We start from the raw sequence: 13,625 nt of genomic DNA on the forward strand, positions 1-13,625 counted from the left end.
CGGAGTGGCGGGCTCGGGCTCGGGCTCGGGCTCGAAGATCTCGATGCCGGCCGGCTCGTCGTCGGGCGTCTCGGGTCCGGTCGGCGCCGCGTCACCAGGCTCGGTCGCAGACGGCTCGGACTCGACCGGCGCTGGCTCGACCGGCTCGGACTCGACCGGCTCGGCTTCGACCGGCTCGGCTTCGACCGGCTCGGCTTCGACAGGCTCAGTGTCGCCGGGGGCGGTCTCGGTGGCGTCGACGTTCTCGGCCTCGGCGTCGGTCGTCCCGTCGACCGACGGGGCCTCGTCGGCGATTCCGGGCTCGGGCAGCGGGTCCTCCGCCGCGTCGGAGGAGACCGCAGGCGGAACGGCGACCGGCGGCTTCGGCCGGTGCGTGAGCGTGCCGAACGTCGGCACGGGGACCGCGGTGACCGGGGGCTCCGGCTCGGGGGCGGCGAGCGGAGCGACCTCCGGCTCCAAGGGAGCGATCGGCTCGGGCTCCACGAGCGGGGACGGCTCGGGCTCGACGGGCGCGACCTCCGGCGTCGGCTCCGGCTCGACGTCAGGGGCGGGCTCCGGCTCCACGATCGGTGCGGGCTCAGGCTCGACGATCGGGGTCGGCTCGGGCTCGACGTCCGGGGCGGGCTCCTGCTCCGCGGCGGGCTCCGTCGTGACCTCGGCGTCCGGCTCGGCGGGCTCAGCGTCCGCGGACCCCTCCGTCCGGGCTCGGGCGGCGCGCGCGGCCTCGAGTGCGGCCAGGTCGAGCTGGCGGGCGCGGCTCAGAACGGGCGCAGGGCCCGGCTCGGCGTCGTCGGGTGTCGCCGCGGCCTCGTCGACGTCCTCGTCCGTCTCGAGCGGCTCCTCCGCCTCGAACAGCGACGCCGGCTCCGACGGGATCACGCGCCGCGGAGGCACCATGGTGACCGGTGGGGCGGCCTCCTCGCGACCGCCGGTCAGGGACTGGACCCTCGAGAGCAGTCGTCGGGCCGCCGACGTCGGGCGCGCCATCAGCGCGCGCCCCGTCCGGGCACGCTCGCGCGTCTGCTGGTCATGACTCCTCTTCGGAGCCCTCGGCCCGATCGGATCGGTCCGTCGTGCGGTCGGGAAGCGCGCGGCCACGTGTGCATGCGCCCAGTCTCGCGGTGCTGTGGCGCAGAACGAAAGCCGGGTGGCGCGCGAGCGACCCCGTGGCGCGCACGGGAAGGGGGTGCGCGGAGCCGGAACGCCCGGGATGATCGCAGGATGGACCTCCCGTTCGCCCTTCCGATCGCCCCCATGCTCGCCAAGGCGGTGGCCGCCGTCCCCGCGCAGGACAGCGTCGCGGGCGGCTTCTCCTACGAGCCCAAGTGGGACGGCTTCCGCGCGATCGTCTCGGTCTCCGACGGAGTCGTCGAGATCGGCAGCCGCGGCTCGAAGCCCCTCACCCGCTACTTCCCCGAGCTCGTCGAGGCGCTCGGACGCCTCCTCCCCGACGGCTGCGTCGTCGACGGCGAGATCGTGCTGGCGACCGGACCGCAGGGCGCGCAGCGGCTCGACTGGGACCTCCTCTCGCAGCGCATTCACCCGGCCGCGAGCCGGGTCGCCACGCTCTCCGCCGAGACCCCGGCGATGCTGGTCGCCTTCGATCTGCTCGCCGCCGACGGGCGCTCCCTGCTCGACGAGCCGTACTCGGCCCGCCGCGCGGAGCTCGCCGACCTGCTCGAGGGCGTGCCGCATCCGCTGCACCTCGGGCGCAGCACCGACGACGAGGCCCTCGCGCGCGACTGGCTCGAGCGGTTCGAGGGGGCGGGCCTGGACGGAGTGATCGCGAAGCCGCTCGCGGCCCCGTACTCCCCCGGCAAGCGCACGGTGCTCAAGATCAAGCACCACCGGACGGCCGACGTCGTCGCGATCGGCTACCGCGAGCACACCTCGAAGCCCGGTGTCGGCTCCCTGCTGCTGGGCCTCTACGACGACGACGGACGGCTGCGGCAGGTGGGCGGCGCCTCCGCTTTCTCGGCGCCCGCCGGATCGAGCTCGTCGACGAGCTCGCGGACGCCGTGGAGCGCGACGAGTCGGGCGAGCCGCTGCGCGGTGACGGCGAGCGGAGCCGCTTCTCGGGCGTCAAAGACACGTCCTTCGTCCGCCTCCGACCGGTCCGCGTGCTCGAGGTGCGCTACGACCAGCGCGAGGGCGACCGGTTCCGGCACACCGTGCAGTTCGAGCGCTGGCGCCCGGATCGCGAGGCGCGCTCGTGCACGTTCGAGCAGCTGGAGCAGCCCGTCGCCTACGACCTGCAGGACGTGCTGGGCTGAGGAGCGGTCAGTCGACCGGCTTCTTCGCGCGGCTCGGCTGCACGCGCGGCGGCTCCCCCGGCATCTTGGGGAAGTCGGGCGGGAACGGCAGCTCGCCGAGCCCCTCCGACACGTCCCGCTCCCACCAGCCGAGCAGGGTCTCGAGCGTGCCAGCGGTCTCGTGCATCCGTGCCCACGGGTCTCCGGAGGAGCGGAGCCGGTCCGGGACCGTGCGGATCGTGAACGCGGTCGGGTCGACGCCGTCGAGCTCCTCCCACTCCACGGGGCACGACACCGGCGCGTGCGGCAGGGGACGCGGGCTGTAGGCGCCGGCGATGGTGCGGTCGCGGTTCGCCTGGTTGAAGTCGACGAAGAGGCGCTCGCCGCGCTCCTCCTTCCACCACGCCGTGGTGACGTCCTCGGGCATCCGGCGCTCGAGCTCGCGGGCGGCGGCGATCACCGCGTGGCGCACCACGAGGAACTCGTGCTCGGGCACGATCGGCGCGAACACGTGCAGTCCGCGGTTGCCGGACGTCTTCACGAACGCCTCGAGCCCCGCTTCGCGGAGCACCTCGCGCAGGACGTGCGCGGCGCGCACCGCCTCGGGGACGCCGGTGCCCGGCTGCGGATCGAGGTCGATGCGCAGCTGGTCGGGGTGGTCCGAGTCCTCCGCCCGCGAGGCCCACGGGTGGAAGATGAGCGTGTTCATCTGCGCGGCCCAGACCGCGACGGCGGGCTCGTCGATCACGAGCTGCGGATGCACGCGTCCGCTCGGGTAGGTCACCGGCACCGATCGGACGTACTCCGGGGCGCCCTTGGGCGGGTTCTTCGAGAAGAACTGCTCGCCGTCGATGCCGGAGGAGAAGCGCTGCAGCGAGATCGGGCGGTCGCCGTTGGCCGCGACGAACGCGTCTCCGACCGCGATCAGGTACTCGGCGACCTCGCGCTTGGTGATCCCCGGCTCGGGGTAGAGGACCCGATCGGGGCTCGAGAGCCGCACCTCGCGATCGCCGTGCGGTCCGGGGACGGTGAGGACGACGGCGTCACGGGGCATTCCCACACGCTAGCCCGCGGTGCCTCCGGGCGACAGGGGCCCGCCGGGTCGGCGGCGGAGGCGGATCGGCCCCTTCGCGCGCGACGGATCGACGATCTGCCCGCCCTGCACGATCTCGATCTCGCCGCGGTCGACGAGCCTGCGCGCCGCACGGCGCACGGGCTCCATCAGGGGCCGCCAGTCCTCGCCGCCGACCTTCCGCGCGACCTCGGACGGACAGGCGGTCGAGGACGCCGCCCGGGCGAGCAGGACGGTGCGGATCTCGTCCTCCAGCCGCGCCTCCTCCGGCCCGACTCCGCGGCGGCGGCACGCGTCGGAGCAGTACTTCACGTCCTCCCAGTCGCGCGCCCACTTCGCGCGCCACTGGATCTCGCGCCCGCAGGAGGCGCAGGTCTTGCTCTCGGGGCGGGCGGAGGACTCGCGGACGCGGTGGGCCATGCTCCGAGTCTGCGCGGGCATCGGATCCTGTGCCACCGGTTGCGGGATGCCGAGGGGACCTGCAGGCGCCGGTGTCATACTCCGCAATGCGGCGGAGGTCCCCGGGTCGGTACGACAGGCTGGAGGGACCGTGCTGCGGCACGAAGGCGGGCCGTCCCGGTCGCCGCGCCGCACCCCGAACGATCAGGAGTCTCCGATGAGCCGTGAGAACCTCGCCACCACCTCCGACGCCGACGCCGGCGCGCACCACCGCGCGGCCTTCGCCGGCCTGTCCCCGGACGAGTTCAAGCTCGCGTTCCGCAACCACGCCGCGGGCGTCGCGCTGATCACCGCCGATCCGGGCACCGGCCCGGTCGCCCTGACCGCGACCTCGGTGTTCTCGGTCAGCGCCGAGCCCCCGCTCTTCGTCTTCTCGCTGTCGGCGGCGTCCTCGAGCACTCCCGCGATCCGCGCCTCCGAGACGCTCGTCGTGCACCTGCTCGGCGCGCAGCAGCTCGACCTCGCGCGGCTGGGATCGACGAGCGGGATCGACCGCTTCGCCGACACGTCGCTCTGGTCGCGGCTGCCCACGGGCGAGCCCTACTTCCCGGCCGCCGCGGCGTGGATCCGCGGCACCGTCATCAACCGGATGGAGGCGGGCTCGTCCACGATCGTGGCCGTGCACGCCCTCGAGGCGCACGTTCCCGAGGACTCGGACGCCACGGCTCCGCTGGTCTACCACAACCGCACGTGGCACCACCTCGGCGAGCACTCGCGGCTGGGCTGACCCGCTCGAACGACGGAGCGGCCGTCCTCGGGATCCGAGGGCGGCCGTTCCGTCGTTCTGCGCGGCTCAGGCGTCGCCGACGGCGACCGGGCGGCCCTGCGTGCTCGACCACTGCGACCACGAGCCCGGGAACAGCTGCGGGTCGAAGCCCGCGAGTGTGAGCGCGACCGCATCGGCCGCGGCCGTCACTCCGGAACCGCAGTAGACGCCGACGGGCGACTCGTCGGTGACGCCCAGGGACTCGAAGCGGGCGCGGAGCTCGTCGCCCGGCAGGAAGCGGCCGGAGTCGTCGACGTTCGCGGTCGCCGGAGCGTTGCGGGCGCCGGGGATGTGCCCCGCCCTCGGGTCGATCGGCTCGACGTCGCCACGGAACCGCTCGGGTGCGCGGGCGTCCAGCAGCACGCCGTGCTCGTGCAGGGCGGCGGCGTCGTCGATGCCGAGCACGGGCAGCGCGCCGTAGCGCAGCTCCACGTCCCCCTCCGGATGCTCGACCGGCCCGGTCTCGAGTGGGCGGCCCGACCCGGTCCACGCGCGGAGCGAGCCGTCGAGCAGGCGCACGTCCGCCACTCCTGCGTAGCGCAGCAGCCACCAGGCGCGGGCCGAGGACAGGTTCTTCAGGTCGTCGTAGACGACGACGGACTGCCCCTGCCGGAGGCCCCAGCGCCGGGCCGCCTCCTGCAGCCGCTCGACGGACGGCAGCGGGTGCCGCCCCTGATCCGGTGCGCCGTGCTCCGCGAGCTCGTGGTCGAGGTCGACGTAGACGGCGCCGGGCAGGTGGCCCTCGAGGTGCGCCGGGCGGCCGTCAGGACGGTCGAGCCGCCAGCGCACGTCCAGGACGAGGGGCGGCTCGGGCGAGGCGAGGGCCGCCTCGAGCTCGTCGGGGGAGACGAGGACGTCGCTCCGGGCGGGGGTGTCGGTCATGACGGTCCTTTCGAGGGGGCGCTCACAGCGCTGTTCCGGGATTCAGGATGCCCTGCGGATCGAAGACCCGCCGCACCGCGCGCTGCAGGGCGACGACCTCGGGTCCGAGCTCGCGGCGCGCCCACTCGCGCTTGAGGGCGCCGACGCCGTGCTCGCCGCTGACGGTGCCGCCGAGCTCGAGGGCGAGGGCGAAGACCGCCTCCGCCGCGGCGTCGGCCTGCCGGCGAGCGGCGTCGGAGTCGTCGCGCACGCGGATGATCGGGTGCAGGTTGCCGTCGCCCGCGTGGGCGAAGACGTACACGTCGGCGCCGGTGTCCTGGGCGATCGCGTGCACCCGCCGGATCGCCTCGGCGAGCCGGGACCGCGGCACGGCGATGTCCTCGATGAGGACCCGGCCGCGCGCCTCGATGGCGGGGAGGGCGTCGCGGCGGGCGGAGGCGAGGGCGAGGCCCTCCGCGGGGTCGAGCGTCGTCTCGACCTCGAGCGCGGTCTCGGCGAGGACGGCCCGGACGGCCTCGATCTCGTCGGCCGCGCCGAAGCCGTCGGTCTGCACCAGGAGGAAGGCCCCGCCGCGGAGGGCGAGTCCGGTGCCGCGGAGAGCGTCGATCGCACCCAGGGTGCGGTCGTCGACGAGCTCGAGGACGCTCGGGCGCAGGCCTGCACGGGCGAGGGCGGTGGCGGCCTCGGCTCCGGTCGCGACGTCGGCGAAGTAGGCCGCGGCGGTGGCGACGGACCGGGGCCGCGGGAGCAGCCGGAGCGTGGCGCCGACGACGACGCCGAGACTCCCCTCCGAGCCCACGACGAGCGCCGTCAGGTCGAGACCGACGACGCCCTTCAGGGTGTCGCGGCCGAGGTGCACCAGCGAGCCGTCGGCGAGCACGACGTCGAGGGCGAGGACGGCGTCGCGGGTGACCCCGTACTTGGCTCCGCGGAGACCGCCGGCGTTCGTCGCGATGTTGCCGCCGACGGTCGAGATCTCGACGCTGCCGGGGTCAGGGGCGTAGAGGAGGCCGTGCTCGGCGGCGGCGCGGTCGAGATCAGCCGTGATCACGCCGGGCTCGACCCGCGCGACCTGGTCCACGGGGTCGATCGAGAGGATGCGGTCCAGGCCCGAGACGTCGAGGATCAGCGAGCCCTCCCCCGCGCTGGCGGCCCCCGCGAGCCCGGAGGCGGCTCCCCGCGTCACGACGGGGATCCCCTCCGCGGACGCCCGGGCGAGGGTCGCGCGGACCTCGTCGACCGAGCGGGCGCGGACGACCCCCGCCGGGACTCCGCCCGGGGACCAGCCCGAGCGGTCGGCGCGGAGGGAGTCGAGCTCGGGTGCGAGGGCGCTCACGCGTCGATCCGCTCGACGATCGGCGCGGCATCCGCCGAGGCCTTGACCCGCTCGAGGAAGAGCACGACGGTCGCGGCGACGGAGCGGTGCGACACGTCGTTCAGGACGTCGTGCCGGCCGCCCGCGACCCGGTGGATCTCGGCCCGAGGGGCGGTGCGGTGCACGGCGACCGCCTCCTCGACGGGGCTGACCGGATCGGCGTCGCCGTGCAGGGCGAGCAGCGGCGCGACGACGGCGCTCGCCGCCACCGCGAGCAGCTCGGGCGGCAGGACGGCGGTGGGGACGGAGCCGGTCTCGCGGGCGAGGACGCCGGCGTGGGCCGGGCAGGCGGTGCGATCGGCGATGGCCGCTCCGTCGAGGCGGACCGGGAGGCCCGCGACCACGACGGCGTCGACCGCGGTGGTGGCCGCGATCTCGAGCGCGACCGCCGCGCCGGCGTCGGAGCCGACGAGCACGACGGGGGCGACGAGCGACGGATCGGCGAGGAGCGCTCGAGCGGCGTCCGCGACGCCGTCGGCGGTCGCTCGCCGAGCACGCGCACCCGGTAGGCGTCGCGGGCGAGGCGGGAGCCGAAGCGCTCGTAGACGGCCGGGGTCTCGCCCCGGCCGGCGAGCACGACGAGCGTGCCGCGCGGGGCGATCCCGTCGGGCTCGTCGAAGGCGAGGGGGCGGGAGCGAGGGCGGCTGCGGTCATGCGGGGACCCTTTCTGAGGGGACGGTGCCGGGAGGCACGGAGTCGGGAGTGACGGTGCCGGGATGCAGGAGCTCGGCCAGCGCGAGCGGCGCGCGGGCCGCCTCCGCTCCGCGCCGGCCGAGGAGGGACTGGAGGCGCTCGTTCACGGGTGCGGGCACGCCGGTGCGCCGCGCGAGCAGCACGATCTCGCCGTTCAGCAGGTCGACCTCGCTCCCGGCGCCGCGGGCGAAGCTCTGCCAGGTCGAGAGGCGCCCGGGGACGTGCCCGGGAACGGGATCGACGACGAGGCGGACGCCGTCGTCCTCGGCGATCGCGCGGCCGCTCGCGAGCAGCACGGCCCGAGCCTCCGTGGCGAGCGCCGTGCGCGCCCGCGCTCTCTCGTGGTCGGTGCCGGTGAAGAGGTCGAGGCCGTTGGCGGTGTTAATCACGAGCTTCGCGGCCTTCCAGCTGCTGACGCGGTCGACGGCGCGTGCGGCGAACCCGGCTCGGCGGAGGATCGCGGCGTACTCCTCGGCGCGCGGGTCCTCCGCGTCCGGGTACCGGCCGATCCGGAGCACCCCGACGGTCGGGTACGACGGCGAGACGACCTCGCCGGGCTCGAGGAAGCTCGCGGCGATGCCGATCGAGACGCCGAAGACGTCGCGGAAGCGGCGCAGAGCCGCGTCCTCGGCTGCGAGACCGTTCTGCAGGGTGAGGACGGGCAGGTCGGCGCCCGCTCCCCCTCCGTCGAGTGGCGTCCAGGCCCAGTCGGCGAGCGCCGCCTCGGCGTCCTGCGCCTTGACCGCGAGCACGAGCACGTCGCCCCGGGTCGGCGCGACGTCCTCCGGGCCCGTCGCCACCGGCACGGCGACGATCTCGTCGCCCGCGGGCCGGCGCACCTTCAGTCCGCTCCCTCGCAGCACCCGGAGCTGCTCCCCCCGGGCCACGAGGACGACGGGGTGCCCGGAGAGGCGCAGCTGCGCCGCGAGGACGCAGCCGACGGCGCCCGCTCCGATCACCACGAAGCGGCCGGTCATGCAACGGCTCCCGCGACGGACGTGCCCGGCACGGCGGCCAGGAGCGCGCGGGTGTACTCCGCCTGCGGCGAGCCGAAGACCTGTGCGGTCGTCCCCGCCTCCTCGACGCGTCCGCGGTTCAGCACGACGACCTCGTGCGAGACCTCGGCGACGACGGCGAGGTCGTGCGAGACGAAGAGGTAGGCGACTCCGAGGTCCTGCTGCAGCTCGACGAGCAGAGCGAGGATCTGCGCCTGCACCGACACGTCGAGCGCCGAGACCGGCTCGTCGAGCAGCACCAGGTCCGGGCCGAGCGCGAGAGCACGGGCGAGGGCGACGCGCTGGCGCTGGCCGCCGGACAGCTCGACCGGCAGACGCGAGAGGGACGACTCCGGCAGCCCGACCCGCTCGAGGAGCTCGCGCGCCCGCTGCAGCCGGGAGGAGCGGTCCCCGACGCGGAAGGAGACCAGCGGTTCGGTCACCGACTCGAGCACCGTGAAGCGGGGGTCCAGCGCGGAGAACGGGTTCTGGTGCACGAGCTGGATCCGGCGGCGCAGCGGCCGCCACTCCCGCTCGCGCGCCCGGGTCACGTCGACGCCCTCGACCAGCACGCGGCCGCTCGTCGGCGCGACGAGTCCGAGCGCGACGCGCAGCGCGGTCGTCTTGCCCGAACCCGACTCCCCCACCAGGGCGAGGGTCTGCCCGGCGCGGATCGAGAACGACACGTCGTCCAGCGCGCGGACGTCGGCGCGGCGGCCCGGCAGAGCGAACCCGTGCACCACGTTCTCGATCCGGAGCACCTCCGGCGCGGGCTCCACGTGCGGGAAGCGCGGCACGATCGCGCCGCCGTGTCCCAGTCCCGGGGCGGCGGCGATGAGCGCGCGGGTGTACTCCTCGCGGGGAGCGACGAGGATCCGCGCGGGGGCCCCCTCCTCGACGACGCGGCCCGCGCGCATCACGAGCACCCGATCGGCGCGGTCGGCGGCGACGGCGAGGTCGTGGGTGATGATGAGGAGCGAGATGCCCTGCTCGCGCACCAGCGACTGCAGGTGGTCGAGGATCCGCTTCTGCACGGTGACGTCCAGCGCCGAGGTGGGCTCGTCGGCGATGATCAGCCGGGGCTTCCCGGCGAGGGCGATCGCGATGAGCGCTCGCTGGCGCAGTCCGCCCGAGAGCTCGTGCGGGTACTGCCGGGCGCGCAGCTCCGGGTCGTCGATGCCGGCCTCGGCGAGCGCCGCCAGCACCTCCGCGTCGACGGAGCGGCGGTCGACGCCGCGCAGGCGCACGGACTCGGCGACCTGCGCGCCGATCCGCAGCGTCGGGTTGAGCCCGACCATCGGATCCTGCGGCACGAGGGCGACGACCCGTCCGCGGAGCCGGCGGAGCTCCTTCTCGGGCGCGGCCGTCACGTCGGAGCCGTCGATCGTGATCGATCCGCCCGTGACGCGCCCGTTCGCCGGGAGCAGGCCCAGCACGGCGTTCGCCGTCGTGGACTTGCCGGAGCCGGACTCGCCGACCACTGCGACGATCTCGCCCGGGGCGATCTCGAGCGAGACGTCGTGCACCACGGGCCGGCCGTCGTACGAGACCGAGAGGCGCTCGAGCCGCACCAGCACGCTCATCGCTGCACCTCCTCGATCGTCTTGGCGACGTGGTTGAGCGAGAAGACCAGCAGTCCGACGAAGAGGCCGGGCAGCAGCGACAGCCACGGGCTCGTCACCAGGTAGTTGCGGCCGGTCGAGATGAGAGTGCCCCACTCGGCCGCGGGCGGAGCGGCACCGAAGCCGAGGAAGCTCAGCGCCGCGACCGCGATGATCGCCGTGCCGAGATCCAGGACCGCGAGGACCGCGACCGGCCCCCAGGAGTTGGGCAGCACGTGCCGCACCAGCACCCGCAGGCGCGTGGCTCCGCCGGTGCGCGCCGCCTCGACGTAGGGCAGCGTCTTCACGCGGAGCACCTCCGCCCGCGTCGTCCGTGCGAAGCCCGGCAGGATCCCGATGCCGACCGCGAGCGCGACGGGCAGCGTCCCGAATCCGATCGCCGTCACGATCGCCAGCGCGAGCAGCAGACCCGGGACGGCGAGCAGGACGTCGACGATCCGCATGATCACGGCGTCCACGACTCCCCCGGCGTACCCGGAGACGACACCGAGCGCCAGGCCGCCGACGAGGGCGATGGCCAGGGCGATCACGGTCGCCTGGATCGTGAGCGCTCCGCCGTGCAGGACGCGGGCGAACAGGTCGCGACCGAGCTCGTCGGTGCCGAAGAGGTGCGCGGCGCTGGGCGCCCGGAGCTTGTCGAGCGGGGCGGTCGCGTACGGATCGTACGAGGTGAACAGAGCGGGCGCGATCGCCGACACCAGCACGAAGACGGCGAAGGCGAGGGCGATCAGGAAGCCCGGACGGCGCAGGAGCAGGCGGAGCGTCCGCCGTCGCCGCGCCCCGCGCCCGTGCGCGGCCGCGACGGGAGTCACGACGGGAGGCGCGGCCTCGGCGGACGTGTCGGGCCGGGTGAGTTCGAGCGTCATGGTCGAGCCGCCTTCGAGGTGTGGGTGATGCGCGGATCCAGGAGCGGGTAGAGCAGGTCGACGACGAGGTTCACTCCCACGAAGACCGCGGCGGCGAGCACCACGATCGCCTGGACCACCGGCACGTCCTGGGTGAGGACCGACTCCTGGGCGAGCGTGCCGATGCCCTGCCGGGCGAAGATCGTCTCGGCGACGATCGCCCCGGTCACGGTGTTGCCGGCGAGGACGCCGAGGATCGTCAGCGTCGGGAGCGAGGCGTTGCGGAACGCGTGCCGCCACTGCACCGCCGCCCGACCGAGCCCCTTCGCCCGCGCGGTCGTGATGTACGACTCCGCCTGCACGTCCGCGAAGCTGCGGATCAGCACCTGCGCGAGCATCGCCGAGGTCGGGATCGCCATCGTGACCGCCGGCAGGATCAGGCTCGCCGGCGTCGCACTGCCCGTGGAGGGCAGCAGGTGCAGCGTGAAGGCGAAGAACTGGATGAGCAGGAGCCCGATCCAGAAGCCGGGGAACGCCACACCCGCCGAGGGGAGCCGGCCGAGCACCGTCTTGAGCGGACGCCACTGCACGAGCGCCGCGAGGTACGCCAGCGCCGTGCCGCCGACCAGGGCGAGCCCGATCGCCAGAGCACTGAGCTGCAGGGTGCCCGGCAGCTTCTCGGCGATCAGGTCGGTGACCGGGATCCCCTTGGTGATCGACGCGCCTAAATCGCCCCGCAGCGCGCTCCCGAGCATGCTCGCGTACTGCTGCCACACCGGCTGGTCGAGGCCGTACCGGGCCTGCGCCTCGGCGATCTCGCTCGGCGAGAGCGAGTCGAGCTCGACGTTGTTGGCCGACAGGAGGAGCGCCAGCGGATCGCTCGGCAGCAGCCACAGCACGGCGAAGGTCACCGTGTACGCGGCCCAGAGCACGAGGACCGCCTGCGCGACCCTCCCGAGCACGTACCGGCCGAGGCCGGAGGAGGCGGAGCGCGAGCCCGGCCTCCCCGCGGCCGCGGCAGTCGGGGCCTCGAGGGTCGTCACGGCCGGATCCACGCGTCGGCGAAGTCGCCGAACGACTCCGAGGTGAAGCGGAAGCCGTGCACGCGGGACGAGACGCCCGCCAACTGCACCCGCTCGGCGAACGGGAACACGAGCGCGTCGTCGATCAGGTAGTCCTGCAGCTCGGCGTAGACCGCGGCGCGGGCCGTCGGATCGACGGTCTGCACGCCTTCATCGAGCAGGGCCTGCACCTCGACGGCCTGCTCCGAAGCGAAGTTGTTGACCGCCTGCGCCTTCGATCCGGCGACGCGCGAGTCGACGATCCACTGGATCACTCCGGGATCGGCGCGGGTGTAGTACGTCGAGATCAGGTCGTACTGCCCGCTGCCGAGCACGTCGGCACGCTGCGCGTTCGTGATCACGTTCAGCTCGAGCTCGATGCCGACCTGCTTCAGCTGGTCCTGGATCAGCTGATCGCCCGCGCCGAACTGCGCGACGATCGGGACGGACAGCGTGAGCCTGCGGCCGTCCTTCGAGCGGTACCCGTCGCCGCCGAGCTCCCACCCGGCCTCGTCGAGGAGCTCGCCGGCGCCCTCGGCGTCGAACGCCAGGGCGTCCGACTCGTCGACGTAGTACGGCGTGGTCGTGTTGTACACGCTGGTCACCGCCGGGTAGTCGGCTCCGAACACGGTCGTCGCGTAGCTCTCGCGGTCGATCGCCTTCTGCACCGCCTGCCGCACCCTCTCGTCCGAGAGGATCCGGCCCTCGGCGACGTTGGGGTAGTAGTTGCTCGCGGGCCCCGGCAGTGCGCGGCTCTCGACCGTGTCGCCGCCTCCCGTGATCACGGCCTGGTCGTTCTCGGTGATCGGGTTGCGCGGCCAGGCGACGTCGATCTCGTCGCTGGTGAGCTGGCCGACGCGGACGCTGTCCTCGGCGACGTAGGTGACGTCGATCCCGTCCAGGTGCGCCTCCCCGGTGTTCTCGCGCAGCTCCGAGCCCCAGGCGTACCCGTCGCGCTTGTCGAGCGTGATGCCCGTGCCCGGCGTGTAGTCGGTGAGGGTGAAGGGGCCCGAGCCGACGACGTCCCCGAGGCAGCGCTCCTCGGGGGTGGCGGCGTAGGAGGAGGCCGCGAGGATCGCCAGGTTCGTGGTCGAGGTGCCCTGCAGGAACGAGGCGTTCGGAGCGGCGAAGCGCACGGTCGCGGTGTCGGCGTCGACGACGTCCGTGCCCGCGTAGCCCGCGAGGTAGACGCCTCCGTAGGCCGCGGGCAGCTCGGCGAGCGTCGCCTGGGCGCTGTCGAAGGCCGCCTTCACACTCTCGGCCGTGAACGCGGTGCCGTCCGAGAAGGTCACGTCGCTCCGCAGGTCGAAGGTGTACTCGGTGCCGGAGTCGTTCACACTCCAGTCGGTCGCGAGCCACGGCCGGATCTCGCCGGTCTCCGGATCCTGGTCGGTGAGGGAGTCGGCGACGTTGCGGATCACCGTGCGGTGCTCGATCCAGTAGGTCTGGAAGGGGTCGACGCACGAGAACGCCGCGTTGTCGGGGAAGAAGGCGAGCCGGAGGCGGCCCCCGTCGACCGGGGCGGAGTCGCCCGAGCCGCTGCCCGCGTCGGAGGCGCCCGAGCAGGCGGACAGGGCGAGGGCGGAGGCGAGGCCAGCGCTGC

The 13,625-nt window shown here is 74.3% G+C and carries 11 protein-coding genes and 2 pseudogenes; 2 read left to right on the forward strand and 11 right to left on the reverse strand.

Annotation, left to right across the window (positions count from 1 at the left end; translation table 11 throughout):
* Positions 1-987 (reverse strand): annotated as a pseudogene (locus B0T42_RS17325) (hypothetical protein); the annotation flags it as partial.
* Positions 988-1,221: 234 nt separating this feature from the next.
* Here B0T42_RS17325 and B0T42_RS17330 point away from each other — a divergent pair.
* A pseudogene (locus tag B0T42_RS17330) lies at positions 1,222-2,273 on the forward strand (ATP-dependent DNA ligase).
* A gap of 7 nt (positions 2,274-2,280) precedes the next feature.
* Here B0T42_RS17330 and ligD read toward each other — a convergent pair.
* Positions 2,281-3,306: a non-homologous end-joining DNA ligase gene (gene ligD / locus B0T42_RS17335; protein WP_173892350.1), complete on the reverse strand. Its 1,026-nt coding sequence runs from the start codon at positions 3,304-3,306 to the stop codon at positions 2,281-2,283.
* 9 nt (positions 3,307-3,315) lie between these two features.
* Positions 3,316-3,744, reverse strand: coding sequence for a DUF2256 and DUF3253 domain-containing protein (locus B0T42_RS17340; protein ID WP_077224268.1), 429 nt, complete (start codon positions 3,742-3,744; stop codon positions 3,316-3,318).
* Positions 3,745-3,940: 196 nt separating this feature from the next.
* Here B0T42_RS17340 and B0T42_RS17345 point away from each other — a divergent pair, with 196 nt between their 5' ends.
* A complete protein-coding gene (locus tag B0T42_RS17345; RefSeq protein ID WP_077224269.1) occupies positions 3,941-4,510 on the forward strand; it encodes a flavin reductase family protein in 570 nt (189 codons plus the stop codon).
* Positions 4,511-4,576: 66 nt separating this feature from the next.
* Here B0T42_RS17345 and B0T42_RS17350 read toward each other — a convergent pair whose 3' ends face one another.
* From B0T42_RS17350 to B0T42_RS17380, 8 genes are all read right to left on the reverse strand, one after another.
* Positions 4,577-5,431 (reverse strand): sulfurtransferase, encoded by an 855-nt coding sequence (locus tag B0T42_RS17350; RefSeq protein WP_077224270.1) that lies wholly within the window; start codon positions 5,429-5,431, stop codon positions 4,577-4,579.
* A gap of 22 nt (positions 5,432-5,453) precedes the next feature.
* The gene (locus tag B0T42_RS17355; RefSeq protein WP_094742795.1) at positions 5,454-6,767 is read right to left on the reverse strand and encodes an FAD-binding oxidoreductase; all 1,314 of its coding nucleotides are present in this window, start codon (positions 6,765-6,767) and stop codon (positions 5,454-5,456) included.
* Positions 6,764-7,222, reverse strand: coding sequence for an alpha/beta hydrolase (locus B0T42_RS21650; protein ID WP_139344563.1), 459 nt, complete (start codon positions 7,220-7,222; stop codon positions 6,764-6,766). The genes B0T42_RS17355 and B0T42_RS21650 overlap by 4 nt, the downstream gene beginning before the upstream one ends.
* A 234-nt stretch (positions 7,223-7,456) precedes the next feature.
* A complete protein-coding gene (locus B0T42_RS17360; RefSeq protein WP_077224272.1) occupies positions 7,457-8,476 on the reverse strand; it encodes a ketopantoate reductase family protein in 1,020 nt (339 codons plus the stop codon).
* A complete protein-coding gene (locus B0T42_RS17365) occupies positions 8,473-10,077 on the reverse strand; it encodes a dipeptide ABC transporter ATP-binding protein (protein ID WP_077224273.1) in 1,605 nt (534 codons plus the stop codon). The genes B0T42_RS17360 and B0T42_RS17365 overlap by 4 nt, the downstream gene beginning before the upstream one ends.
* Positions 10,074-10,982 (reverse strand): ABC transporter permease, encoded by a 909-nt coding sequence (locus B0T42_RS17370; protein ID WP_077224274.1) that lies wholly within the window; start codon positions 10,980-10,982, stop codon positions 10,074-10,076. Before B0T42_RS17370 ends, B0T42_RS17365 begins: the two co-directional genes overlap by 4 nt.
* Positions 10,979-12,004 (reverse strand): ABC transporter permease, encoded by a 1,026-nt coding sequence (locus tag B0T42_RS17375; RefSeq protein WP_077224277.1) that lies wholly within the window; start codon positions 12,002-12,004, stop codon positions 10,979-10,981. The genes B0T42_RS17370 and B0T42_RS17375 overlap by 4 nt, the downstream gene beginning before the upstream one ends.
* The coding region (locus tag B0T42_RS17380) for an ABC transporter substrate-binding protein (protein ID WP_077224275.1) at positions 12,001-13,625 on the reverse strand (1,625 nt) is incomplete at its 5' end. The genes B0T42_RS17380 and B0T42_RS17375, both read right to left, overlap by 4 nt.

The sequence above is a fragment of the Rathayibacter rhapontici genome (genome assembly GCF_001995175.1).
Lineage (GTDB): Bacteria > Actinomycetota > Actinomycetes > Actinomycetales > Microbacteriaceae > Rathayibacter.

Coding starts and splice junctions, on each gene's coding strand:
- ligD (WP_173892350.1), bottom strand. CDS start 3,306: ATGCCCCGTGACGCCGTCGTCCTCACCGTCCCCGGACCGCACGGCGAT.
- B0T42_RS17340 (WP_077224268.1), bottom strand. CDS start 3,744: ATGGCCCACCGCGTCCGCGAGTCCTCCGCCCGCCCCGAGAGCAAGACC.
- B0T42_RS17345 (WP_077224269.1), top strand. CDS start 3,941: ATGAGCCGTGAGAACCTCGCCACCACCTCCGACGCCGACGCCGGCGCG.
- B0T42_RS17350 (WP_077224270.1), bottom strand. CDS start 5,431: ATGACCGACACCCCCGCCCGGAGCGACGTCCTCGTCTCCCCCGACGAG.
- B0T42_RS17360 (WP_077224272.1), bottom strand. CDS start 8,476: ATGACCGGCCGCTTCGTGGTGATCGGAGCGGGCGCCGTCGGCTGCGTC.
- B0T42_RS17365 (WP_077224273.1), bottom strand. CDS start 10,077: ATGAGCGTGCTGGTGCGGCTCGAGCGCCTCTCGGTCTCGTACGACGGC.
- B0T42_RS17370 (WP_077224274.1), bottom strand. CDS start 10,982: ATGACGCTCGAACTCACCCGGCCCGACACGTCCGCCGAGGCCGCGCCT.